The following is a 24,923-nucleotide window of genomic DNA, read 5'->3' as shown; positions in this document are numbered from 1 at the left end:
CTCCTTGCGAAGGACCCCGTGGGTCGTTCCCCGGCCGGACGACACAGGCATCGACGAGCGCCTACCGTGATCTTCATGACCACCGTCCTCAACGTCGATGCCGTCAACCGGTCCTTCGGCGACCGGCAGGTCCTCAAGGACGTGTCGTTCGCGGTCGAGGGCGGCCGGCTGACCGGCTTCGTCGGCGCCAACGGCGCCGGCAAGACCACGACCATGCGGATCATCCTCGGGGTGCTCTCCGCCGACTCGGGCACTGTCACCTGGCAGGGCAACCCGCTGACCCGCGAGGACCGGCACCGGTTCGGCTACATGCCGGAGGAGCGCGGCCTCTACCCGAAGATGACGGTCGCCGACCAGGTCGTCTACCTGGGCCGGCTGCACGGCCTGAGCGTCGCGGACGCGAAGAAGCGCACCGCGGCCCTGCTGGAGCGGCTGGAGCTCGGCGGGCGCGACGGCGACCTCGTGGAGAAGCTGTCGCTCGGCAACCAGCAGCGGGTGCAGATCGCCGCCGCCCTGGTGCACGACCCCGAGTTGCTGATCCTGGACGAGCCGTTCTCCGGCCTCGACCCGCTGGCCTCCGACAACGTGGTGACGGTGCTGCGCGAGCGCGCCGCCGCCGGCACCGCGGTGCTCTTCTCCAGCCACCAGCTGGAGCTGGTCGAACGCCTCTGCGACGACCTCGTGATCATCGCGGACGGCACGATCCGCGCCGCCGGCAGCCGCTCCTACCTGCGCGACCAGTACACCCTTCCGCGCTACCGGATCGAGGTGGGCGCCGACGCCGGCTGGCTGCGCGACCATCCCGGCATCACGCTGGTCGAGCTGGACGGCCCGCGCGCCGTGTTCGACCTGGGCCCGGAGGCCGACGACCAGGACCTGCTCCAGACCGCCCTGTCGCGCGGCCCGGTGCGGTCCTTCGGCCCGGTGCGCCCCTCCCTCGCCGAGATCTTCCGAGAGGTGATCCAGTGACCACGTTCGAAGCCGCCCGGCTGGTCGCCGCCCGGGAGCTGCACGTCAAGCTCCGCGACAAGGCGTTCCTCTTCAGCACCGCGTTTCTCCTGGTGATCATCATCGCCTCGATCGTCGTGCCGAGCATGCTCGACGGCGGCCCGACCAAGGTGGCGGTGGTCGGCGACACCGTGACCGCCCAGCTCACCGCGGCCGGCCTGGAGGTTCAGACCGTTCCCGACGTCGCGACCGCCGAACAGCTGGTCCGTGACGACGAGGTCGAGGCAGCCGTGCTGCCCGGCCCGGAGGTGGTGGCCCTGGAGGACCCGCCGGGCGACGTGGTGGACGCGCTGAGCGCCGCTCCCCCGGTCCGCCTGCTGGAGCCGGCCGAGCTCGACCCGTTCCTGCTGACCATCGTGCCGGTCGGGCTGGCCATGCTCTTCTTCCTCACCTCGTTCACGTACGGGCTGCAGATCTCGCAGAGCGTCGTCGAGGAGAAGCAGACCCGGATCGTCGAGATCCTGGTGGCCAGCGTCCCGGTGCGCGCCCTGCTGGCGGGCAAGGTCGCGGCGATGACCCTGCTCGCGTTCGGGCAGATAGCGCTGCTGGGGGTGGTCGCCTTCGTCGGCATGACGGTGACCGACGTGGACACCAGCGTGGTGTCGGCGATCGGCCCGACGATCGGCTGGTTCCTGGTCTTCTTCGTGTTCGGCTTCGTCATGCTGGCCACGCTCTGGGCGGGTGCCGGCGCGCTGGCGGCCCGCCAGGAGGACCTGGGCAGCACCTCGGTGCCGATGCAGATGGTCGTGCTCATCCCGTTCTTCGCGGTGATCTTCCTGCAGGACAACGCGGCGGCGCAGAAGGTGCTCTCGTACATTCCGTTCTCGTCACCGATCGCCATGCCGATCCGGCTGTTCAAGGACGAGGCGGCCGCCTGGGAACCGCTGGTGGCGCTGGCCATCGTGGCGGCCACCGCGGTGGTGCTGCTCGCCGCCGGCGCCCGCGTCTACCAGGGCTCGCTGATGCGCACCAACGGCAAGACGTCGTTCGCCACCGCCTGGAGCTCGGCGAAGTAACCACCCGCTCAGAACAGCACGGTCGCGAACGATCCCGCTGACACGAAGCCGCACCGCTGGTACACCCGGCGTGCGGCTTTGTTGTAGTCGTTGACATACAGGCTGACGGTCGGTGCGACCCGGCGCAGCGCGTCGGCGACCACCGCGGCCATGGCGGCCGTGGCCAGGCCGCGCCCGCGATAGTCCGGGTGCACCCACACGCCCTGCACCTGCGTGGTCCGCCGGGTGATGATCGCCAGCTCGGCCTTGAAGATCACCTGGTCGCCCAGAAACCTGGCATACGCCCTTTTGCCCTTCACCAGCTCGGCGATCCGCCGCCGGTAGCCCCGCCCGGCGTCGTCCAGCAGCGGCGAGACGCCGACCTCCTCGGTGTACATCGCCACCGCGGCCGGGAAGAGCTGATCCACCTCGTGTGCGCGGACCAGGCGTACCGAAGGGTCGGGCTGCACCAGCGGGTCACGGTCGGTGACCAGCAGCGGCTGGTTGGGCCGCACGTCACGAGCCGGTCCCCAGTGGCCACCCAGCCTGTTCCACAGGTCCAGCACGGCCTCCGAGCGCCCGATGATCGACGAGCAGATCCGCGGCTCGGCGCCGAGCAGGTCGGCGAAGGCGGCGGTCGCGGCCGGCGTGGCGCCCACCGGCACCAGATGCGCACCGGACCAGATGATCGACTCGATGCGGCGGGACTGCTCGTAGCCGTAGATGCGCCCGTCCGAACGCCACCAGTTCAGCCCGTGCGAAGCCACCCGCTCCGCGATCTGCGCCCCAGCGAACGGGTCGGCGTCAAGAATGCGCTCGACCGCTGCGCGCTCGGGCTCGCCGAGCTGCCGAATGGGGACCGTCAACACAGGTACCAGATTGCCAGATCCGAGCCGTCCGACACGTACCGCAACCCCGCGAACCCAGAAACCCTTGCTTCCGACTGTTCGCCGATATATCGTCTAACTATCGACGACAGAATGGAGAAGGTCATGTATCACGGACAGCGAGGACACGGACACGGCTGGATCGGCGAGGCGCGCAGGCGCGGCTTCGGCTTCCCGCCCGGATTCCCCTTCGGCCCCGGCGGTCCTGGCGGCCCCGGTTTCGGCGGGCCTGACTTCGGCCGCCACGGCCCACGACGCGGCGGCCGCGGCTCACGACAGAACGTCCGCCCGGCGATCCTCGCGCTCCTGCTCGAACGGCCCATGCACGGCTACGAGATGATCCAGGAGCTCGACTCGCGCACCAACGGCATCTGGCGCCCCAGTCCCGGCTCGGTCTACCCGACGCTCCAGCTCCTGGAGGACGAGGGTCTGATCGAGGCCACGGCGGCGGGCGGCCGCAAGAGTTACCAGCTCACCGCGGACGGCCGGCCCGAGGCTGAGGCCGCCGCGCAGAACCCGCCGTGGACCCAGTTCGGCGACGACGCCATGTCCCAGGTCCAGGATTTCCGCGACGCGGCGGTCGGGATCATGGGCGCGCTCAAGCAGATCGGTTTCGCGGGCAACGCGGAGCAGCGCCAGAAGGCGCTCGAAGTCCTCAACGAAACCAAGCGCAAGCTTTACGCCATCCTGAGCGAGTAGCTTTTTGGGCACGCTTTGGCGGCTTTCTTACGCTTTTATTTTGTACGCGTCAGCGTGCTCTGCCGCTCCGAGACTCGCGGCCCGGTTGCAACACCGGGCCGCCCGGCGGCTTTCGCGCCACGGGGTGGTTACAAGACCTTGTAGTAGTGGACCAGCGGGAACGGGTGGAAGCCCGCCTTCTCGTAGGCGGCTCGGGCCGGCGCGTGCCCGGGGTCGCCGCCGGTGCCGATGGCGGCAAGTTTGAGGCCGGCCTTGCGCATGGCCTCGACGGAGTGCTCGATCAGGGTGGCGGCGATGCCCTCGCGCTGGTGGTCCGGGTCGACGGCGATCATCTCGATCTCGCCGGTCGACTCGGCCTCGTCATAGACACACGCGGCGAACCCGACCAGCTTCTCCCCGGAGAGCGCCACCAGTGTGCGCTCGGCGTGCTCGGTGCAGGTGCGGGCCACCTCGCGGGCCTGGGAGGCGCGCCAGTCGGGGTAGACGAGCGGGTAGATCTCCGGCCCGAGCACCTTCTCGAACGACGCGAAGACCGGCTCCCACGCCCGCAGCGCGAACTCCACGACACCGTCCACGTCGCCGGCCTCGAAGGCCCTGATCTCGATTGCCATGCGTTCAGCGTGGCAGCCCCGTCAACGGATTTCCGCGGTCAGGCGGGGCCGAGGGCGGTGATCAGGTCGCGCAGGGCTGCCGGGCCGCCTCGTTCCAGTTCGGGGGTGGGCGTGAGGGCCATGACCGGGACGGTGACGCCGGCTTCGGCGTAGGCGCGGACGCCCTCGCGGCACTGTTCCGGTGAACCGTGCACGATCAGCTCATCGACCAGGGAGTCGGGGATGGCGGCCAGGGCACCCTTGCGGTCGCCGGACTCCCAGGCCCGCCACATCGGGGTGAGCGCCTCCTCGCGGCCCAGCCAGCGATGGAAGGCGGCGTAGGCGGGAACGGTCAGGTACGCCGCGATCATCCGGCGGCCGACGGTGCGGGCGTACGCGGCGTCCTCGGTCGGGATGACGAAGATGCGGGCGGCCACCTCGAAGTCCGGGCCGGCGGCCTTGGTCTCGGCGAGCGCCGTGGGCACGTCGCCGGCGGCCAGCCAGTTGAGGATCGTGCCGTCGGCCTCGGCGGCGGCCAGGTGCAGCATCTGCGGGCGCAGGGCGGCGAGCATGAGCCGCGGCGGGACGGCCGGCGGCCGTTCCAGGCGGAAGCGCCGGACGGTGAACTCGTCGAACTGCTCGTCGACGACCTGACCGGCCAGCGCGGCGCGCAGGAAGCGCAGCATGTCGCGGCTGCGGGCGTAGGGCCGGACGAAGTCGGCGGCGTTCCAGTCCCCGGAGACCACCGGTGACGAGGCGCCGATGCCGAACTGGAACCGGCCCGGCGCCGTCTCGGCCAGGGCGGCCGCCGTCATCGCCATCAGGCCCGGCCCTCGGGTGAAGACCGGGGCGATCGCGGTGCCGAGGCGCAGCCGCGGCTCCCAGGCGGCGGCCAGCGTGAGCGGCGTGAAGCCGTCGGTGCCGTTCACCTCCGCGCTCCAGACGTCGGTGAACCCGGCGTCCGCCAGGGCCGAGTAGACGGCGGCGTGCTCGGCGAGCGGAACACCGCTGAGCGGAACGGTCATGCCCCAGCGCATCGACATGCCCCCGATCCTGCCGTCACGGGCCCGCCGCTGTCTACCGATCAGTAACTAGTGCACGGTCACGGTCGGGCCCGGAAGCAACTCACGCAGCTCCTCCGGGAGGTCGGCGCCCATCTCGTCGGCGAGGCGCAGGGCCTCTTCGACCAGGGTCTCCACGATGATCGCCTCGGGCACCGTCTTGATGACCTTGCCCTTGACGAAGATCTGGCCCTTGCCGTTGCCGGAGGCCACACCGAGGTCGGCCTCGCGCGCCTCGCCCGGCCCGTTCACCACGCAGCCCATGACGGCCACCCGCAGCGGGACCGGGAAACCGTCCAGCGCCGCGGTGACCTGCTCGGCGAGCGTGTAGACGTCCACCTGGGCACGGCCGCAGGACGGGCAGGAGACGATCTCCAGGCCGCGCTCGCGCAGGCCGAGCGACTCCAGGATCTGGTTGCCGACCTTGATCTCCTCGACCGGCGGCGCGGAGAGCGAGACCCGGATCGTGTCGCCGATGCCCTCGGCGAGCAGGGCGCCGAACGCCACCGCGCTCTTGATCGTGCCCTGGAACGCCGGGCCGGCCTCGGTGACACCGAGGTGCAGCGGGTAGTCGCACTGCTCGGCCAGCTGCCGGTACGCCCGGATCATGACGACCGGGTCGTTGTGCTTCACCGAGATCTTGATGTCGCGGAAGCCGTGCTCCTCGAAGAGCGAGCACTCCCAGAGCGCCGACTCGACCAGCGCCTCGGCGGTGGCCTTGCCGTACTTCTCCAGCAGGCGCTTGTCCAGCGAGCCGGCGTTGACGCCGATCCGGATCGGGATGCCCGCGTCGGAGGCCGCCTTGGCGATCTCCTTGACCTTGTCGTCGAACTGCCGGATGTTGCCCGGGTTGACCCGGACCGCTGCACAGCCGGCGTCGATCGCGGCGAACACGTACTTCGGCTGGAAGTGGATGTCGGCGATCACCGGGAGCTGGGACTTCTTGGCGATCGCGGGCAGCGCCTCGACGTCGTCCTGGGACGGGACGGCGACCCGGACGATCTGGCAGCCGGACGCGGTGAGCTCGGCGATCTGCTGCAGGGTGGAGTTGACGTCGGCGGTGAGCGTCGTGGTCATCGACTGGACGCTGACCGGCGCACCGCCGCCGACCGGCACGTTGCCGACCATGATCTGGCGGCTGCGCCGGCGCGGGGCCAGAGGCGGCGGAGGTACGGCCGGCATTCCGAGGCTGATCGGCAGGCTCATGTCACTCACTTGAAGATCGTAATCGGGTTGATGATGTCGGCGGTGACGGTCAACAGGGTGAACGCGCCGCCTATGAGGATGACCGCGTACGTCAACGGCATCAGCTTGTAGTAGTCCACCCGGCCGGGATCAGGTCGCCGGAAACGTTTGTAGAGCCAGGAGCGAACAGCTTCGAACCAGGCGATGGCGATGTGACCGCCGTCCACCGGCAGCAGCGGCAGCAGGTTGAACAGGCCGATGAACACGTTCAGCGAGATGAAGACCTGCCAGAAGACCTCGGGCACGCCCTTCTCGATCGCCTCGCCACCGATCCGGCTCGCGCCGACCACGCTGATCGGGGTGTCCGGGTCGCGCTCCTCGCCGGTGATCGAGTTCCACAGGGCCGGAATCTTCTCCGGGATCCGGGCCATCGCCTTGAGCGAGTTCTCCACCAGGTACCAGTTGAACTCGCCGGACGCCGGGACCGCGCCGAGCGCGCTGTAGGTGATCACGGCCGGCTGGTCGGTGGTCCAGCTCACGCCGGCCACGGCGACCTGGGAGACCGGTCCCTCCGGGTCGTCCAGCGGGGTCCGCTCGGCGCTGATCAGGTCGACGGTGGTCTTGGCGGCCTGGCCGTCGCGCGTGTACTCGAAGGGGGTGGGACCGGCGGGCTGGGACCGGATCGCGTCGGTCAGCTGGCCGTAGTTGGCGACCGCGGTGGTGCCCACCTTGGTGATCAGGTCACCGGTCTGCAGGCCGGCGACCTTGGCCGGCGCCTCCCGGGCGCTGCCCTGGCCGGGCACGCACTCGGTGCTGGTGTCGGTCAGCGAGGTCCGGATGCAGTCGCCCACGTAGATCATCGCCGGGGCGGTGCGCTGCTGCTCGGCGGTCTGCGGGATGTCGGTGTTCGGCAGGCCGATGGTCATCGCCATCACCCACGCGCCGACCAGCGCGAGCAGGAAGTGTGTGATGGAGCCGGCGGACATCACGACGGTCCGCTTCCAGACCGGGAACCGCCACATGGCGCGGTGCTGGTCCTCCGGCGCGACGTCGTCGTCCTGCGGCGTCATCCCGACGATCTTGCAGAAGCCGCCGAGCGGGATGAGCTTCAGCCCATACTCCGTCTCGCCGCGCTTGAAGGAGAAGATGGTCGGGCCGAAACCCACGAAATACTGCGTCACCTTCATGCCGAAGCGCTTGCCGGTGAGCATGTGGCCCAGCTCGTGCAGGCTCACCGAGATCAAAATGGTCAGCGCGAACGCCACCACGCCCAGCCAGAACAGCATCAGGCTCCTTCAGCCACGGTCATAGTCAGCCACGGTCTTAGTCAGGCCACAGTCGCGATCGTCCGCTGCGCCTGGGCACGCGCCCACGACTCCGCGGCAAGCACGTCTTCGACGGTACCCGGCTCCGCGAAATCCGGGGCCGCCGCCAACACACGCTCCAGCGTGTCGACGATGCCCAAGAAAGGTAGCCGACCGGAGACGAAGGCGGCCACACACTCTTCGTTGGCGGCGTTGTAGACGGCCGGCAGGCAGCGCCCGGCACGGCCCGCCTCCTTGGCCAGCCGGACGGCGGGGAACGCCTCGTCGTCGAGCGGCCGGAGCTCCCAGTTGTGCGCCTGCGTCCAGTCCACCGCGGCGGCGGCCAGCGGCACGCGCTCCGGCCAGGCCAGGGCCAGCGCGATCGGCAGTCGCATGTCCGGTGGGCTGGCCTGGGCAAGCGTGGAGCCGTCGGCGAACTCGACGAGCGAGTGCAGGACGGACTGCGGGTGGACCATCACTTCGATGTCGTCGTACGCCACATCGAACAACTCGTGCGCCTCGATCACCTCCAGCGCCTTGTTCACCATGGTGGCCGAGTTGATCGTGACGACCGGGCCCATGTCCCACGTCGGATGCTTCAGCGCCTCCTCAGGTGTGACGTTCGCCAACTCCTCGCGACGGCGGCCCCGGAACGCGCCCCCGCTCGCCGTGAGGATCAGCCTGCGCACCTCGGCCGCGGTGCCGCCGCGCAGGCACTGGGCCAGCGCCGAGTGCTCCGAGTCGACCGGGACGATCTGGCCCGCCTTGGCGATCCGCCGGACCAGCGGGCCACCGGCGACCAGCGACTCCTTGTTGGCCAGCGCGAGGATCCGGCCGCTCTCCAGCGCGGCGAGGGTGGGTGCCAGCCCGAGACTGCCGACCACGCCGTTGAGCACGACGTCACACGGATGCGCGGCGAGCTCGGTCATCGCGTCCGGTCCGGCCACGATCTTCGGGATCTTGAAGTCGCCGGTCGCGTACCCGCGCTTCTGCGCCTCGGCGTAGAAGGCGAGCTGGAGGTCCTGCACGACCGAGGAGCGGGCGACGCCGACCACCTCGACGCCGAGTTCGAGGGCCTGTGCGGCGAGCAGCTCGACGTTGCCGCCGCCGGCGCCGAGCGCCACCACGCGGAACCGGCCGGGGTTGCGCCGGACGATGTCGATGGCCTGGGTGCCGATGGAACCGGTGGAGCCGAGCAGGACGAGGTCGCGCATGTGCCCCATCTTTCCGGATCCGCGCATGCGGCTCAGCCGCGGGCGGGCACGTGCGCCCGGATGAAAGCGGTCAGCTGCGCGGCCGTCTCAGGATCAAGACCATCAAGGGGTACGGCGAAGAAGCCCGCCTTCCCGAGTCTCCCGATCAGCATCCCCGGCAACTCGTCCACCCGGTCCACCGCCTTCCAGTGGAACAGGCTCTCCGCCTGGTCGTTGCCGACCCAGACGCCGTCCTCGTCGATCCGGTAGTCGGTCGGCCGGTCCAGCAGACTGGCCGCCCGGCGCAGCACCATCCGGGTGACCAGCGGTGGGAGACCCCACCGGCAGAACACGCCCAGCACCAGCGCGAGCGGGCCGACGTAGTAGTCCTCGAGCAGGAGCAGGATGACGCCGAGCACCAGCAGGATGACACCCGAGACCCGGTAGACCCGGTACTGCGGCTTGAGGAAGTGGTTCAGCGACGCGATCAGCTGAGCCTGGGTGGGGTGCGCCGAGAACGTGAAGGGTGCCATGAAAGCGGAATCGTAGTGATCGCCGGGCGCCGATGGGGTACCTGACGACTGTGCGTTTCTTCGAGCCCCTGCGCGGGCGGGACGTCGCGCTGCACGCGGCGGCCATCACGTTCTACGGCGGCATCGCGGTGGTGCCGGTCGCGCTGCTGGCGATCTGGCTGACCGGGCACGTGGTGGGTGCGTCTCGCGTACGCGATCTGACCGGCCGGACCATCGCCGCCCTGCCGGATGCCATCGGTGCGCCGCGCGCGCTCGGCGCGCTCATCGACGCCGGGCTGACGCTGACCCCCCTGCTGGCGCTCGCCAGCCTGCTGCCCGCCACCCTCTACGGCGAGGGTCTGCGGAGGGCGTTCGTCTCGGTCTACCGGCGCGGCGAGTCGCTGGTCGGCTGGCGCGGCCGGCTGCTCTGGCTGCCGCTGCTGGCGGCGGCACCGGCCCTGCTCCTCGCCCTCTTCCTGGCGCTGCCCACGACCAGCTCGCTCTGGCTGCGCGGCGGCTGGTGGTCGGTGCTCGGCGTGGTGCTGTCGTTCCTGGCCGGCTGGCTGGTGCTGACGCCCGTGGTGATCTGGGTGTTCCGGTACATCGCGCCGGGCCGCCCGCCGTGGCTGCCGACGGTCCTGATCGGCTCGTTCACCGCCGCGAACCTCTCCGGGTTCCTGCACGGTTTCGTGCTCTTCTGCGCGCTGCCGCTGGACCTGGGCGTGCCGTTCGGCGGATTCACCGAGATCGGCGCGATGGTCGCGGTCGGCCTGTGGCTCTACCTGTTCCACGTCGTTCTGCTGGCCGGCTTCGCTGCCACGTTCTATTTTTCGGGCGAATCGGCAGCCGCGGTCCGCCGAACAGCGGGGTACGCTCGCTCGGCATGACCCCCTTTCCCGACCGCGCCGATGTGGTGATCATCGGGGCCGGCCACAACGGTTTGGTCTCCGCGATCCTGCTGGCCCGCGCCGGGCTCGACGTCGTCGTACTCGAGGCCGCCGCCGTGCTGGGTGGTGCCACCCGCACCGAACGCCCCTTCCGCAAGGTGCCCGGACTCGGTCAGTCCACGGGCTCCTACCTGCTCGGGCTGATGCCCCCGGAACTGCTGAAGACGCTTGACGTCGACATCCCGGTGCTGCGCCGGGATCCGCACTACTTCCTGCCGAGCGCCGGTCCCGCCGGCTCGCCGTACCTGCTGTTCGGCAGCGACCGCGAGGCCACCCGGGCGCAGATGGAGGAGTTCTTCACGCCCCGGGACCTCGCCGCCGACGAGACTCTGGCCTGCGAGATCGGCGCGCTGCGCGCCGATCTCGCACCGGCCTGGCTGGAGGAGCCGGCGTCCGTCGAGGAGATCGCCGACCGCCACATCCGGCCGCAGCTCCAGAGCACCTTCTTGGATTTGGTACGCGGAAGCGTCGCCGACTACCTGGCACGGTTCGGGTTCAAGAGTGAGCTGCTCACCGCCATGTACACGGTGACCGACGGCCTGTCCGGGCTGAACGCCGGCCCGGACGACCCGGGGACCGGGCACAACTTCCTGGTGCACAACATGTGCCGCCTGCCCGGCTCGGACGGGACGTGGATGATCGCGTCGGGTGGCATGGGCACCGTGTCGCGGACGTTCGCCGAGGCGGCTCGCGCGGCCGGGGCGACGCTGTTCACGGACGCCGAGGTGACGTCGGTGACGGTCGACTCAGGCGCGGTCAGTGGCGTGGTCCTCGCGGACGGGCGGTCGATCGCGGCGCGGGTGGTTCTCGGCGGCTGTGACCCGTACCGTCTCATGGGTCTTGTCCCGGACGGCGCCCTGCCGTCCTCGCTCACCTCGCGCATGGCCGGGGTCAAGCGGACCGGGACCACCCTGAAGGTCAATCTGGCGCTGCGGGATCTCCCCCGATTCTCCTGCCTGCCCGCCGGTGCGCCGTCGCCGTTCGGTTCGACGATCCATCTGCTGCCGGGCTCGGGCTCTCCGATGGCGAATCTGCGCTCCATGTGGGCCGAGGTGCAGGCCGGTCTTCTGCCCGCCACGCCGACCATCGAGTGGTACGTGCACACGACCGTCGACCCGTCGTTGCAGGACGCTGACGGGCATCACTCGTCGGCGCTGTTCGTGCAGTCGGTGCCGTTCTCGCCTGTCGAGGGTTCGTGGGATTCACTTTTGCCGGGATATGTCCAGAAGTTGCTGGAGATATGTGACTCTTACGCGCCCGGGACCTCGGATCTCGTCGCGGATGTCTTCCCGCTGACGCCGCCCGGGATCGAGGAGCACTTCGGGATCACCGGCGGGCACATCCATCACGTCGACAACACGGTGGCGTTCGATCAGCGGATGCCGTATTTCACCGGGCTCGACGGGCTCTATCACGGGTCGGCGGGTGCGCACCCGGCCGGCAGCGTGATCGGGGCGGCGGGCCACAACGCGGCCCGCCGCATCCTGCGCGATCTGTCCCTCTAGCCGTTTTCCGCTGTCTTGCTGGCTCGGATCTTGTGTCCGACGCCGGTGAGGCAGCGGCCACTCGGCAGGTCGAACTTCCAGCCGTGCAGCTGGCAGGTGAGCACGTTGCCGTCCAGGATGCCGAAGCGGGACAGGTCGGCCTTCAGGTGCGGGCAGCGGCGCTGCACGGTCCAGTCGCCGAACTGGATGTCCTCGGCGTCGACGGACTTCTCGTGCTCGTCGTACCAGCCCTCGGCGTACTGCAGGCGCTCCTCGGAGAGGCACTTGAAGAACGCGTAGACGAACTCGTTGTACTGCCCGATGCGGGCCGCGGAGAAGCGGCAGGACAGGAACAGCGAGTTCACCCAGTCGCCCTCGTCGATGAAGATGAGGTGCTCGATCAGCTCGCGCTGGGTGCGGAACCGGTAGCGGACCTTCTCGTCGACGTACGGCCGGACCTGCTTGCCGGGGAAGTCCACGACGATCGACTCGACCTCGTCGCCGTCGTAGGAGACCAGATCGAAGCGGACCGGTCCGCCCACGCCCTTGGCCAGGTAGATCGACTCCTCGAGCAGCGGCTCGATCCGCTTCTTCAGCTCCTTGAGGACGTCGATCTCCGGGTGGCGCCAGGAGGCCTTCTCCGCCTCGATGATCGGGCGCTTGCGGTCGCGCATCTCCTCGAGGTGCTGCTTCTTGTTCTTGAAGAACTCGTCGATCGGGGTCGGGTGCGTGGTCGTCGCCGTCGCCCCTTGATCGGACAATTCGGTCACACTGCCCGGGAGCAGAACAATTCCGTTATTTCCGCCGACCTTGGCATATTCGGTGAGGAAGACCGACTGGTTGGGGAAGATGTTGCCCTCGTCGCCGTGGATGTCGTTGAACTGCCACAGCTCGTCGTCGAGGAAGCACGGCGGGCCGGCGATCGGGAAGACGTGGTCGGCCTTCAGGTCGTCGATGTATCGCCAGGTGCGGTCGAACTGCCGCTCACGCTTCTGCTTGCCGAACGCGGTCTTGGCGTTCTCCGGCAGCTCGTAGACCATCGGGTACCAGATCGCGCCGGAGAACTGCAGCATGTGGGCGTGCACGTGGCCCAGCTCGTTGAAGCGGGTCAGGTCGGCGGGACGCGCGTCGTTCTGGTTGAGCACGCGAACGCCGTCGTACTCCACCCAGAGCGACGAGTCGCCGATCGGGCCGTCGGTCGGGCTGATCAGCGCCTGGATCATGACCTTCAGGCCGCCGTCGAGCTCGTGCACCTCGTCCGACCTCGTACGCAAGAAGCTGGTGAACCCCAGCTCCCGCAGTTCGTCCTCGAGCTGACTCGTCGGGTACTCCGGCAGCAGGACGGTGGCCTTCTTGCTGATGAACCTCTTCAGGTGCGCCGCGTCGAAGTGGTCCCGGTGCAGGTGCGACACGTACAGGTAGTCGACGTCGCCCAGCGTCTCCCAGTCCAGCTGCGAGTTGTCCGGGAAGGGGAACCACGAGGCGAAATACGCCGGGTTCACCCACGGATCGCACAGAATGCTGCCGGCGGCGGTGTCGATACGCATGCTCGCGTGGCCGGTGCCCGTGATCCGCACTAGATCGCTCCTCAAACTCGGCTTCTGACCGCCCTTGAAAGTACAACCGGGTTGCCGGGTGCCGCCCACTGACCCCGTGACACACTTCCTTTTGAACGGCTGGCTTTGAACGCCTTGCCTCGAACCGTCGATGAGGAGGACCCGACCGTGTCCGCGGAAGAACACCACGAGGTTTACGCGCCCGACCAGCTCAAGCCGGGCAATCGCAAGCGGGCGCAGCGTGGTGCGATCATCTCCGCCGCGATCCTGATCCTCTTCTTCTGGGGCAACCAGCAGGGCAACACCGAGAAGGTGTGGCTCGTGGTGATCGCTCTGGGCCTGATCGGCGTGGTGATCGGCGACGTCGTGCTGCGCAAGGCCGGGCTCCGTCCCAACGACCAGTAACCGATCTCAGACATGAAAAAAGGGGGCCCTTGGCCCCCTTTTCTCGTTCTTGCGTCATCTGCGCCGTAGCAGGATGTCCTTCACCTCGCGCAGCGCGGCGTCCACCTCGGCCTCGAAGTAGCCGTTCGGCACCAGGCCGAACTGCAGCATGTCGAGGTCGTTCTCGTTCACCGGCATCGGGCCGCGACCGGTCATCGCCTGCAGGATGCCCTCGAAGAGACGGTCCACCTGCATCGGGTCGTAACCGCTGCCGAAACGCCGCGGCTGGAACGTGCGGCGCAGCTGGTCCACCCGGTACAGCTCGCCACCGGGCTCACCCAGCGGCGGGCCGAGCTGCTGCTGCGGCGGGCCGTAGCCACCCGGCGGGCCGCTCATCGGAGCGCCCGGCATCGGCGAACCCGGCATCGCGTTCGGCGGCGGGCCGCCGTACCCGCCGCGCGGGTCGCGGTCGGGCATCCGGATCTCGGCGGTCATGTCCGAGCGGCCGTGCCGGCCCGGCTCGAAGCCACCCTGGTCATACCCACCCTGGTCGTAGCCGCCCTGGTCGTAGCCGGGAGGCGGGCCGGGGCGCTGCGGCGGCTGCTGCTGGCCGTAACCGGTCGGCTCGTCGTAACGGTCGCCATACGGGTTCTGCGGGGGCATCTGCTGACGCTGCGGCATCTGCGGGGGCATCTGCGGCATCTGGGGGGGCATCATGCGGTCGTCGCGGACCGGAGCGGGAAGACGCTCGGTCGGCGGCGCCATCGGGGGCTGCGCCCGGCCCATGCCGGGACCCATCCCGCCGCCGGGCGGCATCCCACCGGGCGGCATGCCGCCGCCCATGCCGGGACCCATCCCAGGACCGCCCATCCCGGGGCCCATGCCGGCGCCGCTCAGGCTGGCGCCCATACCGGGACCCATGCCGGCGCCCATCCCGGGCGGGCTCTGCGGCGCGGCGGACAGGCCGCTGCGCATCGAGTCACGCATCGGGTCCGGAGCCGGACGGCCACCACGCTCCTCGAACTCGGCGAGCTGCCGCTCGACCCGGTCGAGGTGCAGGTCGACCTGCCACTCGTCGTAGCCGCCGAAACGCACCCGGAAGACGACGTCGTGCACCTCCTGCGCGCCGACCGGCGGGCCGACCTGCTCACCGGCCAGGGTCGCCTCGACCCGGTCCAGGAAGGCATCGACCTCGTCGACCTTGTAGCCACGCCGCAGCGCACGCCGCCGGAAACGCTGTCCCTGACTCGTCACAACGTCTCCCACTCCGCTCGCTGGGACCTGCGCCCAGTCACTGTGCCACCTCCGCGTCGGCTGCGGCGCCCCCTGCGCTCGCTTGCGTCAGCTCTCCCGCGGCCAGCTGGCCGCACGCACCGTCGATCTCCCGGCCCCGGGTGTCGCGCACGGTGGTCGCCACGCCGGCCTCTCGCAGCCGGCGGACGAACTCTCGCTCGACCGGTTTGGGGCTGGCATCCCACTTACTGCCCGGGGTGGGGTTCAGCGGGATGAGATTCACATGGGCCAGCTTGCCGTTCAGAAGGCGGCCCAGCAGGTCGGCACGCCAGGGCTGATCGTTTACGTCCCTGATCAGGGCGTACTCGATGGAAACCCGACGGCCGGTCTGCGCCGCGTAATCAAACGCGGCATCGAGCACCTCGGCCACCTTCCAACGCTGGTTGACGGGCACAAGCTCATCGCGCAGATCATCATCGGGGGCATGCAGTGACAACGCAAGAGTCACAGAGAGCTGTTCGGCTATCAACCGGCGCATTGCGGGCACCAAACCCACCGTGGACACCGTGATGTGCCGTTGTGACAGCCCGAGGCCCTCCGGTGCCGGGGCGGTGAGCCGCCGCACGGCCTCCATGACGCGCGGATAGTTCGCCATCGGCTCGCCCATACCCATGAAGACCACGCGGGACAGCCGCGGCGGTGAGCCGGTGACCGCGCCGGAGGCGGCCACACCGGCCAGATAGACCACCTGGTCCACGATCTCGGCAACCGACAGATTCCGGGTGAGGCCCTGCTGCCCGGTTGCGCAGAAGGGGCACGCCATGCCGCAGCCGGCCTGGCTGGAGACGCAGGCCGTCACCCGATCCGGGTAGCCCATCAGGACGCTCTCCACGAGCGCGCCGTCGTGCAGCTTCCACAGCGTCTTGCGCGTGGCGCCGTCGTCGCACGCCTGCTCCCGGATCGGGGTCAGCAGCGTGGGCAACAGGTCCGCGGTGAGCTTGTCACGCGAGGCCGCCGGGAGGTCGGTCATCGCCGCGGCGTCCCGGACCAGACGGCCGAAGTAGTGGGTGGAGAGCTGCTTGGCACGGAAGGCAGGCTCGCCGAGGCCGGTGACCGCGGTCCGCCGGGCGGCCAGGTCGAGGTCGGCGAGGTGGCGCGGAGGCATGCTGGGACGGCGCCGGGTGGCCACCGCGTCGGGCTGGTCTGGGGTGATCGGAATGACCGGAAGAATCGTCATGGCATATCCAGCTTCTCACGCCTGCCAGCTCGGGGTGATGATCGAGAAGAGCAGGTAAGCGGTGGGCACGGCGAACAGGATCGAATCGAGCCGGTCCATCAGGCCGCCGTGGCCCGGCAGCAGGTTGCTCATGTCCTTGATCCGCAGGTCCCGCTTGAGCATGGACTCGGCCAGGTCGCCGAGGACGGCGACCACCGAGATGGCGGCGCCGAACAGCAGACCCCAGTAGACCGGCACGTCGAGCAGGAAGAACAGCAGCGCGCCGCTGCCGATCGCGGCGGCGGTCACCGAGCCGGCGAACCCCTCCCAGGACTTCTTGGGGCTGATCTTCGGTGCCATCGGGTGCTGGCCCAGGAAGACGCCGGCCGCGTAGCCGCCTGTGTCGGAAAGCACCACGGCGACAAGCACACCGAGCACGCGCCAGGCGCCGTCCATCTGGTCGCCCTCGCCCGGATGCACCAGCATCGCGGCGAAGCTGAGCAGGAACGGCACGTACACGGCGATGAGCACGGTGGGGGTGAAGTCACGGCGTACGGCGTCGACGCCGTCGGCCAGCCGCCAGAGCATGGCGGCGCCCACGGTCACGACGAGGCCGATGGCGAGCGCGTCCGGCCCGGCCTGCCAGGCCAGTCCCACCATCAGGGCGCTGCCCGCGATCAGCGGGACGAGCGGCGGGTTGCTGCCGGTGACCGTCACGGCCCGGGCCATCTCCCAGACGCCGATGCCGGACGCCACGACCAGGACGGCCAGCAGGGCCATCGGCTGGATCAGGAGCGAGGCGAGCACGACGAGGCCTAGGCTGACCCCGACCGCTATCGCGGCCGGAAGGTTGCGACCGGCCCGGCTCTTGTCCTTGTTCTGCCCCCGCCCCGCCCGGCGGCGGCCCTTGGCGCCCTTCGGCGCCGCGGCGGGCTCGTTCGCCGGTTGGGGCTCCCTCTGGTCCGCGTGCCAGGCGGCAGTCGGGGTGTGCCGGATGTTCGGGTCATAGACGTACGGCGCCGGCACGCTCGTGTCGTCGCCGGAGGCCTGCCCGGCACGCGGATCGAGGTAGGACATCAGACTTCGAGCAACTCGGCTTCCTTGTGTTTGAGGAGCTCGTCGACGACCGCCACGTAGCGGTGGGTCAGGTCGTCGAGCTCCTTCTCAGCACGACGGCCCTCATCTTCGCCCGCCTCGCCGTCCTTGACCAGCTTGTCCAGCTGCTCTTTGGCCTTACGGCGGACGTTACGGATGGCAACGCGGCTTTCCTCGGCCTTGTGGCGGGCCACCTTGATCATTTCGCGCCGCCGCTCCTCCGTCATCTGGGGGAGGTGGATGCGCAGCTGGGTGCCCTCGTTGTTCGGGTTGACCCCGAGGTCGGAGTCGCGGATGGCGCGTTCGATCGGGCCGAGCTGGGACGCGTCGTACGGCTTGACGATGACCATGCGAGGCTCCGGAACACCGACCGAGGCCATCTGGGTCACCGGCGTGGGCGCGCCGTAGTAGTCGACCACGATCTTCGAGAACATCGCCGGAGTCGCCCGGCCGGTACGGATGGCGGCGAACTCCTCCTTGGCGTGCTCGACCGCGCTGTCCATCTTCTCTTCGGCCTCGAAGAGGGTTTCCTCGATCACCGGCTCTTCTCGCCTCCTTGCTGTCTTCGGTGGTGCGGGATGTGGGGACGTGGCGCGAATCAGTCAGCGGTGATCAGAGTGCCGATCCGCTCGCCGGCGCACGCACGCACGATGGTGTCGTCGCCCTCCGCGCCGAAGACCAGCATCGGCAGCTTGTTCTCCTCGCAGAGGCTGAACGCGGCCTGGTCGGCCACCCGCAGCCCGCGCTGGAGGAGCTCCTGGAAGGTGATGGTGTCCAGCTTGCGGGCGTCCGGATCCACCCGCGGGTCGGCGGTGTAGACGCCGTCGACCCCGTTCTTGCTCATCAGCACCATGTCGGCGTGGATCTCCAGCGCGCGCTGGGCGGTCACCGTGTCGGTGGAGAAATACGGCATGCCGGCGCCGGCGCCGAAGATGACGACCCGGCCCTTGTCCAGATGCCGGATGGCACGCAGCGGAATGTACGGCTCGGCGACCTGGGCCATCGTGATCGCGGTCTGCACGCGCGTCTGGATGCCCTCCTTCTCCAGGAAGTCCTGGAGCGCCAGGCAGTTCATCACCGTGCCGAGCATGCCCATGTAGTCAGCCCGGTTGCGGTCCATGCCGCGCTTCTGCAGCTCGGCGCCGCGGAAGAAGTTGCCGCCGCCGACCACCACGGCGACCTGGATGCCACGACGGTTGACCGTCGCGATCTGCCGTGCCAGAGACTGAACGACGTCGGGGTCGACACCGACCGCGCCGCCGCCGAACACCTCGCCGGAGAGTTTGAGAACGACCCGCCGCGGCCGCATGGTCGGCGGGTTCTGATCGTCAACCGTGGCGGACTGCTCGGTCACCATCGTCATGAGACCCGCCTTCCCTTCACTTTCAACAGGAGACCTTATGCGACTGGGAGGCCGGACGCAGAATCGCGTTCCCGACCTCCCGTGCCTTATGTCTGCGGTGCCCTTACTCCTGGCCGACCTCGTACCGGACGAACCGGGTGACATCGATACCGGCCTCGGCGATGACCTGCTTCACGGTCTTCTTGTTGTCGACCACCGAAGACTGCTCCAGCAGGACGAAGTCCTTGAAGAAGGAGTTGACCCGGCCCTCGATGATCTTGGGCAGCGCCTGCTCGGGCTTGCCCTCCTCGCGGGCGGTCTGCTCGGCGATGCGCCGCTCCGACTCCACGACCTCGGCCGGGACCTCTTCGCGGGTCAGGTACTTCGGGCGCATCGCGGCGATCTGCATGCCGACGCCGCGGGCGTCCGCGTCACCGGCCTCGTCGGTCTTGCCGGAGTACTCCACCAGCACGCCGACCTGCGGCGGCAGGTCCTGAGCCTTGCGGTGCAGGTAGACCGCGACGTTGCCCTCGACGATCGCGAAGCGGTTCACCACGATCTTCTCGCCGATCTTGGCGGCGTAGTCCTGGACGGTGTCGGCGACGGTCTTGCCGTCGTCCAGCGTGGCGGCCAGCAGCGCGGCGGCGTCAGCGATCTTGTTGGCCTCGCCGAACTCGACCAGGCGCTGGCCCAGGGAGACGAAGTCCGGGGTCTTGGCGACGAAGTCGGTCTCGCAGTTGAGCTCGAGCAGCGCCTTGCCGGAGTGGGCCACGATGCCGTTGGCGGCGGTGCGGCCGGCGCGCTTGCCGACGTCCTTGGCGCCCTTGATGCGGAGGAACTCGACGGCCTTGTCGAAGTCGCCCTCGGCCTCCTCGAGCGCCTTCTTACAGTCCATCATGCCGGCACCGGTGAGGTCGCGGAGCTTCTTCACGTCCGCGGCGGTGTAGTTAGCCATGACTCTTCTCTCGATGTCAGTCGGGAACTCGGCCGCCGCCGCCATCAGCGGCGGCGGCCGGAAGCAATCGGGACTTACTCGGCGGGGACGGCGGCGGCAGCCGGAGCGGCAGCGGCGGCGGCCGGAGCAGCAGCAGCGGCCGGCTCGGCAGCAGCGGCGGCCGGGGCGGTCTCGTCGGCGGCCTTCTTCTCGGCGCCCTCGTACAGGTCGCGCTCCCACTCGGGCAGCGGCTCACCGGCGGCGACGGTGCCGGCCTCGGGCTTCTCGTCGGCGCCGCCACGGCCACGGCCGGAGCGGGCGATCAGGCCGTCGGCGACAGCCGCAGCGATGACCTTGGTCAGCAGCTCGGCGGAACGGATCGCGTCGTCGTTGCCCGGGATCGGGAAGTCGACCTCGTCCGGGTCACAGTTGGTGTCCAGCACCGCGATGACCGGGATGCCCAGCTTGCGGGCCTCGTCGACGGCGATGTGCTCCTTCTTGGTGTCCACGACCCAGATCGCCGACGGCGTCTTGGTCATGTCACGCAGACCGCCGAGGGTCTTGGTGAGCTTGGTCTTCTCGCGGAAGAGCTGGAGGGTCTCCTTCTTGGTGTAACCGGCGGCGGTGCCGCTCAGGTCACCCAGAGCCTCGAGCTCCTTCATGCGCTGCAGACGCTTGTACACCGTCTGGAAGTTGGTCAGCATGCCGCCGAGCCAACGGTGGTTCACGTACGGCTGGCCGACCCGGGTCGCCTGCTCGGCGATGGCCTCCTGAGCCTGCTTCTTGGTGCCGACGAAGAGGATGTGGCCACCCTCGGCGACGGTGTCACGCACGAAGCTGTACGCCTTCTCGATGTAGTCGAGGGTCTGGCGCAGGTCGATGATGTAGATACCGTTGCGCTCGGTGAAGATGAAGCGCTTCATCTTCGGGTTCCAGCGCCGGGTCTGGTGCCCGAAGTGGACACCGCTCTCCAGCAGCTGGCGCATGGTCACGACGGCCATGGTGGGTTACTCCCTGGTCTTCCCTGGTTGTCACGCTCACCGGCGGTGAGCGTCCTGGCGCCCGGTCGGCGGCCACAGTCGGGCCCGAGAGAATCGGGACCAGGGAGGGCCGTCGCCGCCGGCCGCCGGGACTGGGGAAGCCAGCAACGGCACGGTCGGAGGGCGCGCGAGGTCGACCGCCTGGGGCGGTCGCCGTGCACCAGCATACGCCAAGCTGTGGGACGGCCTGGTCCGGCCTCGGGTCCGGCACCGCTCTGCTCAGGCGGCTGCCAGCCCGGCCGCCAGCAGGACGATCAGGCCCACCGGCAGATAGACGTGCGGGGCTCGCGTCCAGGAGTCGCGGGTGATCGGTCCGCTCCCCACGGCGAAAAGGCCGAAACCGGTCATCGCGAGGCCCAGAGTCAGCAGGACGGCGGGGACGATGCCGCCGGCGGCCGGGTCTGCGGTGAAGGTCACGGTGGCGAGCAGCCGCAGGGCCGGGACCAGCAGAATCGCCAGTATGCCCAGGAGGATCAGCGAGGAGACCGGGCGGCGGGTCTGATAGACCCGGTCGGCCGGAGTCTGGGGTCCGGCCGGCTGAACCGGTGCCTGCGGCGCCTGTGGTGCGAGCGGCTGGAACGGGCCGGTCTGTTCGGCCGCCGGCGTCGGGCGCACAGCCGGATACTCCGGGCCGCGGATCGGGATGCGGCCCGACTCGCTCAGGTCACGCTGCTCCGGCACCCGGTGAGACCCGGACACCTCCGGGTCTGTGGTGTACCGGCGGCCGGTGTACCAGCTGGGGGGTTCGGGCTCGTCGGCGTATCGATGCTCCACGGATTCGCACCGTAAGCGACTGGCGGGTCCGCTGCCACCCTTATCACACCGGAAGGCACTCCGAGCCGAAATCCACAAAGCCGCCACATCCACAGGCTCCTGTGCGGCGCCCTCGCGACAGTGCCACGGTGCCGCCTCATGACGACTGAGCGAAAAGCGGTCGGAGCGTACGGCGAACGACTCGCCGCCCGGCACCTGGAGGACCTCGGCCTCGTCGTGCTGCACCGCAACTGGCGATGCTCCGACGGCGAGGTCGACCTCATCCTGCGCGACGGCGACGACCTGGTCTTCTGCGAGGTCAAGACCCGGCGCGGCGCGGCCTTCGGCACGCCGGCCGCCGCGGTCGACCATCGCAAGATCCGCAAGCTGCGACTCCTGGCCGTCCGTTGGCTGGCCGATTCAGGGGTACGCGCGAAGCACATCCGCTTCGACGTGGTCGAGGTCTTCCCCCAGCGCCGCGGCGCCACCCGGCTCGTACACATCAGGGCGGCGTTCTGATGGGGTACGCCCGAGTCCTCTGCGTCGGCCTGGTCGGCGTCGCCGGCCACGTGGTCGAGGTCGAGGCGGACCTCTCCGGCGGCCTACCCGCCGTCGTGCTCACCGGCCTGCCGGACACAGCACTCAACGAGGCCCGCGACCGGGTCCGCGCAGCCGTCGTCAACTCGGGCCAGGAGTGGCCCCCCGGCCGCCTCACGGTCAACCTGTTGCCGGCCGCCCTGCCAAAACACGGCAGCGGCTTCGACCTGGCAATAGCCGTCGCCCTCCTGGCCGGCGCGGGCGACCTTCCAGTCTCGCCGCTGGCCGGCGTCGTGCTCCTCGGCGAGCTCGGGCTCGACGGCGCGGTCCGTCCGGTCCGCGGCGTCCTCCCGATGGTCGCCGCCGCCGTTCGTGCGGGGGTCTCGCGAGTCGTCGTGCCGGTCGGCAACGCGCAAGAGGCGGCCGTGGTGCCGGGCGTGACCGTGCGCGCTGTCGACTCCCTGCGCCACCTGATCGACTTCGTCCGCGGCAACGACACCCTGCTCGACCCGCCGCCCGCCCCACCCCCTCTGCCCTACTCGGGACCCGACCTCGCCGACGTCGCCGGCCAGCAGACCGCCAGATACGCCCTCGAGATCGCCGCCGCCGGTGGGCACCACGTCGCGCTCATCGGGCCTCCCGGTGCCGGCAAAACCATGCTCGCCGAGCGCCTGCCGTCCATCCTCCCGGAACTGGACGACGAGGCCGCTCTGGAGGTGACCGCTCTCCAATCGATCGCCGGTGTCCTGCCACCGGACGGTCGACTCGTCCGGCGCCCGCCGTTCCAGGCACCCCATCACAGCGCGAGCCTTTCGGCCCTCGTGGGAGGCGGCACGGGCCTGGGCCGCCCGGGTGCCATCTCGTTGGCCCACCGAGGTGTTCTCTTCCTGGACGAGGCGCCGGAGATGTCCCGCTCCACCCTTCAGGCATTGCGACAGCCGCTGGAGAGCGGACGGGTCCTGTTGTCCCGATCGCGCGGCACCGTCGAGTACCCGGCACGGACCCAACTCGTCGTCGCCGCCAACCCCTGTCCGTGCGCGTCTCCCGCCGGAGACCAACTCTGCAACTGCAGCCCGGCGGCTCGACGGCGCTATCTGTCCAAGCTTTCCGGGCCGCTGCTCGACCGCATCGACATTCGAATCAACGCATTGCCCCTGACGGCGGTCCAGCTGATGGGTGAATCCGCTGCCACCGGAACGCCCGCTGTCGAGTCGTCCGCGATCGTCGCAGCCCGAGTCGCACGGGCCCGTTCCGCCGCCGCCGCGCGGTGGTCCGCCGGAGGCTGGCGCGTGAATGCCGAAGTCCCAGGGCCTGAACTGCGGCGACGACCATGGCGACTCCCTGCCAGAGGCACCGAGATCCTGCACAGAGCGGTCGATCGAGGCGTCCTCTCGGCGCGCGGGCTTGATCGGGTCCTACGACTCGCCTGGACCGTCTGCGACCTAGACGGCCGCGAAAAGCCCAGCCCAGACGACGTGAGCGAGGCCTTCTTCCTGCGCATGGGCGAGATGTCCCACAGGCCGGCCCGCGACCGGAAGAGGGCCTCATGACCAGTCCCTTCACCTCCAGGGAGAACCCATGACCATCCCCGCCCCCGACCGCGAGCCCGGCAGTCCCGTGGATCGAGCCGCGAGGGTCGCGCTAACCTGGCTCGCCGAACCCGGGAACCGCACGGTCTGGTCGCTGATCCAGCGGTTTGGTGCACCGGAAACCCTGGATCGCCTGCTCAGCGGCGACTTCCCGAACGGCAGCCTGCGCTCCACCGTCACCGCGCGCATGGCGGTCGGCGACGCCCGACGCGTGGCGGAAGCCTCACTCCGCCGCGCCGAACGGCTCGGCGCCCGCATCGTCGTGCCCTCGGACGACGAGTGGCCGACCAGGGTCGACGACCTCGCCGGACTGGAACTCGACACCGGAGGCCGGATAAATCAGGATATCCGCCCACCGCTCTGCTTCTGGGTCCGCGGCGCCCCGCCCCTCCACGAAACCCTCGAACGCTCCGTCGCGATCGTCGGCGCACGAGCCGCCACCAGCTACGGGACCCACGTCGCCACCGAGATGGCCTACGCCCTGGCCGGCCAGAACTGGACCGTCCTCTCCGGCGGCGCGTTCGGCATCGACGCCGCCGCACACCGCGGGGCGCTCGCCGCCGGCGGCCGGACCGTGTCCATCCTGGCCTGCGGAGTGGATCGCCCCTACCCGCTGGGCAACTCCGCTCTGTTCGATCAGATCGCCGAGGAAGGGCTGCTCATCAGCGAGTGGCCGATCGGCGCCGAGCCGCTGCGGCACCGTTTCCTGATCCGCAACCGTGTCATCGCCGCAGTCACCGCCGGAACAGTGGTGGTCGAGGCGGCGGCCCGCAGCGGCGCCACCCAGACGATGAGCCGAGTGCTCTCCCTGAACCGGCCCGCCATGGTCGTGCCCGGCCCGGTCACCTCAGCGATGTCCGTGGGCTGCCACGCCATCCTGCGCGGCAACCCGTACGCCCGGCTGGTCACCTCCGCCGACGACGTACTCGAGGAGATCGGCCGAATAGGCGAGTACCTGACCGAGCCTCCACGCGGCCCCGACCACGCCCGCGACTCCTTGGACGAGGAGTCAGCCCTGGTCCTGGAGGCCGTGCCACGAAGAGGTCTCGCCACACCCGAGGACCTGGCTGCCACCGCGGGCCTGTCAGTCCGCACAGTCCTCCAACGCCTGACCCTGCTCGAAACCGCCGGCCTGATAACCCGCCGTGAGAACGGCATAGCCCTGGCCCCCCAACACCACCCAGACCCGGAGACCTGACGTGCACGGCAACACCGGAATACGAGGCCCACCAACCCCGGGTCCCGCCCAGCCCGGGACCCACCAACCCCAACACCACCCACCGAATCCCACAGCAACGAACCACGCGGAAACCACGCCACTGCCCCACACACAACCGAGACGGCCAACCAATCGCCCCGCACCGGCGAGACGGCCAACG

The 24,923-nt window shown here is 69.7% G+C and carries 25 protein-coding genes; 9 read left to right on the top strand and 16 right to left on the bottom strand.

Features of this window, described 5'->3' with window-relative positions:
* Positions 1-75: 75 nt before the first annotated feature.
* Both AB0M02_RS04695 and AB0M02_RS04690 read left to right on the top strand, forming a co-directional pair.
* Positions 76-969, top strand: a complete 894-nt coding sequence (locus tag AB0M02_RS04695) for an ATP-binding cassette domain-containing protein (protein ID WP_364221387.1) — start codon at positions 76-78, stop codon at positions 967-969.
* Complete coding sequence (locus tag AB0M02_RS04690; protein ID WP_364221384.1) at positions 966-2,024, top strand: ABC transporter permease; 1,059 nt, start codon at positions 966-968, stop codon at positions 2,022-2,024. Before AB0M02_RS04695 ends, AB0M02_RS04690 begins: the two co-directional genes overlap by 4 nt.
* Before the next feature lie 8 nt (positions 2,025-2,032).
* On the opposite strand, the gene AB0M02_RS04685 is transcribed toward AB0M02_RS04690, so the two are convergent.
* Positions 2,033-2,872, bottom strand: coding sequence for a GNAT family N-acetyltransferase (locus AB0M02_RS04685; protein WP_364221381.1), 840 nt, complete (start codon positions 2,870-2,872; stop codon positions 2,033-2,035).
* Between the two features lie 123 nt (positions 2,873-2,995).
* Here AB0M02_RS04685 and AB0M02_RS04680 point away from each other — a divergent pair, with 123 nt between their 5' ends.
* On the top strand, positions 2,996-3,589 hold the full coding sequence (locus AB0M02_RS04680; protein WP_364221378.1) for a PadR family transcriptional regulator: 594 nt from the start codon (positions 2,996-2,998) through the stop codon (positions 3,587-3,589).
* Between the two features lie 128 nt (positions 3,590-3,717).
* Here AB0M02_RS04680 and AB0M02_RS04675 read toward each other — a convergent pair whose 3' ends face one another.
* The 6 genes from AB0M02_RS04675 to AB0M02_RS04650 are packed head-to-tail and all read right to left on the bottom strand — an operon-like array spanning position 3,718 to position 9,455.
* A complete protein-coding gene (locus AB0M02_RS04675) occupies positions 3,718-4,200 on the bottom strand; it encodes a GNAT family N-acetyltransferase (protein WP_364221375.1) in 483 nt (160 codons plus the stop codon).
* 38 nt (positions 4,201-4,238) lie between these two features.
* Positions 4,239-5,222, bottom strand: coding sequence for an LLM class F420-dependent oxidoreductase (locus AB0M02_RS04670; protein ID WP_364221372.1), 984 nt, complete (start codon positions 5,220-5,222; stop codon positions 4,239-4,241).
* A 48-nt stretch (positions 5,223-5,270) separates the two neighbouring features.
* Positions 5,271-6,446: a flavodoxin-dependent (E)-4-hydroxy-3-methylbut-2-enyl-diphosphate synthase gene (gene ispG / locus AB0M02_RS04665; RefSeq protein ID WP_364222563.1), complete on the bottom strand. Its 1,176-nt coding sequence runs from the start codon at positions 6,444-6,446 to the stop codon at positions 5,271-5,273.
* 5 nt (positions 6,447-6,451) lie between these two features.
* On the bottom strand, positions 6,452-7,711 hold the full coding sequence (locus AB0M02_RS04660; RefSeq protein ID WP_364221369.1) for a site-2 protease family protein: 1,260 nt from the start codon (positions 7,709-7,711) through the stop codon (positions 6,452-6,454).
* A 41-nt stretch (positions 7,712-7,752) separates the two neighbouring features.
* Positions 7,753-8,952: a 1-deoxy-D-xylulose-5-phosphate reductoisomerase gene (gene dxr, locus AB0M02_RS04655; protein WP_364222560.1), complete on the bottom strand. Its 1,200-nt coding sequence runs from the start codon at positions 8,950-8,952 to the stop codon at positions 7,753-7,755.
* Positions 8,953-8,975: 23 nt separating this feature from the next.
* The gene (locus AB0M02_RS04650) at positions 8,976-9,455 is read right to left on the bottom strand and encodes a YcxB family protein (RefSeq protein ID WP_364221366.1); all 480 of its coding nucleotides are present in this window, start codon (positions 9,453-9,455) and stop codon (positions 8,976-8,978) included.
* A 50-nt stretch (positions 9,456-9,505) separates the two neighbouring features.
* Here AB0M02_RS04650 and AB0M02_RS04645 point away from each other — a divergent pair, with 50 nt between their 5' ends.
* Both AB0M02_RS04645 and AB0M02_RS04640 read left to right on the top strand, forming a co-directional pair.
* The gene (locus AB0M02_RS04645; protein WP_364221363.1) at positions 9,506-10,321 is read left to right on the top strand and encodes a YhjD/YihY/BrkB family envelope integrity protein; all 816 of its coding nucleotides are present in this window, start codon (positions 9,506-9,508) and stop codon (positions 10,319-10,321) included.
* Positions 10,318-11,886 carry an NAD(P)/FAD-dependent oxidoreductase gene (locus AB0M02_RS04640; RefSeq protein WP_364221360.1) on the top strand — a complete coding sequence of 523 codons (1,569 nt, stop codon included), beginning with the start codon at positions 10,318-10,320 and terminating at the stop codon, positions 11,884-11,886. Before AB0M02_RS04645 ends, AB0M02_RS04640 begins: the two co-directional genes overlap by 4 nt.
* Here AB0M02_RS04640 and AB0M02_RS04635 read toward each other — a convergent pair.
* Complete coding sequence (locus AB0M02_RS04635; protein ID WP_364221357.1) at positions 11,883-13,442, bottom strand: Rieske 2Fe-2S domain-containing protein; 1,560 nt, start codon at positions 13,440-13,442, stop codon at positions 11,883-11,885. The genes AB0M02_RS04640 and AB0M02_RS04635 overlap by 4 nt on opposite strands.
* A 147-nt stretch (positions 13,443-13,589) precedes the next feature.
* Here AB0M02_RS04635 and AB0M02_RS04630 point away from each other — a divergent pair, with 147 nt between their 5' ends.
* Positions 13,590-13,826 (top strand): DUF2631 domain-containing protein, encoded by a 237-nt coding sequence (locus AB0M02_RS04630; protein WP_364221354.1) that lies wholly within the window; start codon positions 13,590-13,592, stop codon positions 13,824-13,826.
* Between the two features lie 54 nt (positions 13,827-13,880).
* Here the strand turns inward: AB0M02_RS04630 and AB0M02_RS04625 are convergent, their stop codons facing one another.
* The 8 genes from AB0M02_RS04625 to AB0M02_RS04590 form a co-directional block, all read right to left on the bottom strand.
* Complete coding sequence (locus AB0M02_RS04625) at positions 13,881-15,059, bottom strand: DivIVA domain-containing protein (protein WP_364221351.1); 1,179 nt, start codon at positions 15,057-15,059, stop codon at positions 13,881-13,883.
* 37 nt (positions 15,060-15,096) lie between these two features.
* The gene (gene rlmN, locus AB0M02_RS04620) at positions 15,097-16,275 is read right to left on the bottom strand and encodes a 23S rRNA (adenine(2503)-C(2))-methyltransferase RlmN (protein WP_364221348.1); all 1,179 of its coding nucleotides are present in this window, start codon (positions 16,273-16,275) and stop codon (positions 15,097-15,099) included.
* Positions 16,276-16,290: 15 nt separating this feature from the next.
* Positions 16,291-17,331, bottom strand: coding sequence for a phosphatidate cytidylyltransferase (locus AB0M02_RS04615; protein ID WP_364221345.1), 1,041 nt, complete (start codon positions 17,329-17,331; stop codon positions 16,291-16,293).
* Positions 17,331-17,888, bottom strand: a complete 558-nt coding sequence (frr, locus tag AB0M02_RS04610; protein ID WP_364221342.1) for a ribosome recycling factor — start codon at positions 17,886-17,888, stop codon at positions 17,331-17,333. Before frr ends, AB0M02_RS04615 begins: the two co-directional genes overlap by 1 nt.
* Positions 17,889-17,947: 59 nt before the next feature.
* Complete coding sequence (gene pyrH / locus AB0M02_RS04605) at positions 17,948-18,658, bottom strand: UMP kinase (protein ID WP_364222557.1); 711 nt, start codon at positions 18,656-18,658, stop codon at positions 17,948-17,950.
* A gap of 157 nt (positions 18,659-18,815) precedes the next feature.
* Entirely contained in the window at positions 18,816-19,646 is an 831-nt protein-coding gene (gene tsf, locus AB0M02_RS04600) for a translation elongation factor Ts (RefSeq protein ID WP_364221339.1), read from the bottom strand.
* Between the two features lie 74 nt (positions 19,647-19,720).
* The gene (rpsB, locus tag AB0M02_RS04595) at positions 19,721-20,626 is read right to left on the bottom strand and encodes a 30S ribosomal protein S2 (RefSeq protein WP_364221336.1); all 906 of its coding nucleotides are present in this window, start codon (positions 20,624-20,626) and stop codon (positions 19,721-19,723) included.
* Positions 20,627-20,884: 258 nt separating this feature from the next.
* A complete protein-coding gene (locus tag AB0M02_RS04590) occupies positions 20,885-21,439 on the bottom strand; it encodes a hypothetical protein (protein WP_364221333.1) in 555 nt (184 codons plus the stop codon).
* 138 nt (positions 21,440-21,577) lie between these two features.
* Between AB0M02_RS04590 and AB0M02_RS04585 the strand changes: the two genes are divergently transcribed.
* From AB0M02_RS04585 to AB0M02_RS04575, 3 genes are read left to right on the top strand one after another with little or no spacing between them, the layout of a single operon-like run.
* On the top strand, positions 21,578-21,937 hold the full coding sequence (locus AB0M02_RS04585; RefSeq protein ID WP_364221330.1) for a YraN family protein: 360 nt from the start codon (positions 21,578-21,580) through the stop codon (positions 21,935-21,937).
* The gene (locus tag AB0M02_RS04580; protein WP_364221328.1) at positions 21,937-23,505 is read left to right on the top strand and encodes a YifB family Mg chelatase-like AAA ATPase; all 1,569 of its coding nucleotides are present in this window, start codon (positions 21,937-21,939) and stop codon (positions 23,503-23,505) included. The genes AB0M02_RS04585 and AB0M02_RS04580 overlap by 1 nt, the downstream gene beginning before the upstream one ends.
* A 28-nt stretch (positions 23,506-23,533) precedes the next feature.
* Positions 23,534-24,742 (top strand): DNA-protecting protein DprA, encoded by a 1,209-nt coding sequence (locus AB0M02_RS04575; RefSeq protein ID WP_364221325.1) that lies wholly within the window; start codon positions 23,534-23,536, stop codon positions 24,740-24,742.
* The last annotated feature ends 181 nt before the right edge of the window (positions 24,743-24,923 follow it).

The sequence above is a fragment of the Actinoplanes sp. NPDC051861 genome (genome assembly GCF_040681145.1).
Taxonomy (GTDB): Bacteria; Actinomycetota; Actinomycetes; order Mycobacteriales; family Micromonosporaceae; genus Actinoplanes.
This window is presented reverse-complemented; position numbering and strand designations above follow the sequence as displayed.

Bases quoted from the DNA above. Each gene is read 5' to 3' on its own strand.
- AB0M02_RS04695 (WP_364221387.1), top strand. From the start codon at position 76: ATGACCACCGTCCTCAACGTCGATGCCGTCAACCGGTCCTTCGGCGAC.
- AB0M02_RS04680 (WP_364221378.1), top strand. From the start codon at position 2,996: ATGTATCACGGACAGCGAGGACACGGACACGGCTGGATCGGCGAGGCG.
- AB0M02_RS04675 (WP_364221375.1), bottom strand. From the start codon at position 4,200: ATGGCAATCGAGATCAGGGCCTTCGAGGCCGGCGACGTGGACGGTGTC.
- AB0M02_RS04670 (WP_364221372.1), bottom strand. From the start codon at position 5,222: ATGTCGATGCGCTGGGGCATGACCGTTCCGCTCAGCGGTGTTCCGCTC.
- ispG (WP_364222563.1), bottom strand. From the start codon at position 6,446: ATGAGCCTGCCGATCAGCCTCGGAATGCCGGCCGTACCTCCGCCGCCT.
- AB0M02_RS04660 (WP_364221369.1), bottom strand. From the start codon at position 7,711: ATGCTGTTCTGGCTGGGCGTGGTGGCGTTCGCGCTGACCATTTTGATC.
- dxr (WP_364222560.1), bottom strand. From the start codon at position 8,952: ATGGGGCACATGCGCGACCTCGTCCTGCTCGGCTCCACCGGTTCCATC.
- AB0M02_RS04650 (WP_364221366.1), bottom strand. From the start codon at position 9,455: ATGGCACCCTTCACGTTCTCGGCGCACCCCACCCAGGCTCAGCTGATC.
- AB0M02_RS04640 (WP_364221360.1), top strand. From the start codon at position 10,318: ATGACCCCCTTTCCCGACCGCGCCGATGTGGTGATCATCGGGGCCGGC.
- rlmN (WP_364221348.1), bottom strand. From the start codon at position 16,275: ATGACGATTCTTCCGGTCATTCCGATCACCCCAGACCAGCCCGACGCG.
- AB0M02_RS04615 (WP_364221345.1), bottom strand. From the start codon at position 17,331: ATGTCCTACCTCGATCCGCGTGCCGGGCAGGCCTCCGGCGACGACACG.
- pyrH (WP_364222557.1), bottom strand. From the start codon at position 18,658: ATGCGGCCGCGGCGGGTCGTTCTCAAACTCTCCGGCGAGGTGTTCGGC.
- tsf (WP_364221339.1), bottom strand. From the start codon at position 19,646: ATGGCTAACTACACCGCCGCGGACGTGAAGAAGCTCCGCGACCTCACC.
- rpsB (WP_364221336.1), bottom strand. From the start codon at position 20,626: ATGGCCGTCGTGACCATGCGCCAGCTGCTGGAGAGCGGTGTCCACTTC.
- AB0M02_RS04585 (WP_364221330.1), top strand. From the start codon at position 21,578: ATGACGACTGAGCGAAAAGCGGTCGGAGCGTACGGCGAACGACTCGCC.
- AB0M02_RS04580 (WP_364221328.1), top strand. From the start codon at position 21,937: ATGGGGTACGCCCGAGTCCTCTGCGTCGGCCTGGTCGGCGTCGCCGGC.
- AB0M02_RS04575 (WP_364221325.1), top strand. From the start codon at position 23,534: ATGACCATCCCCGCCCCCGACCGCGAGCCCGGCAGTCCCGTGGATCGA.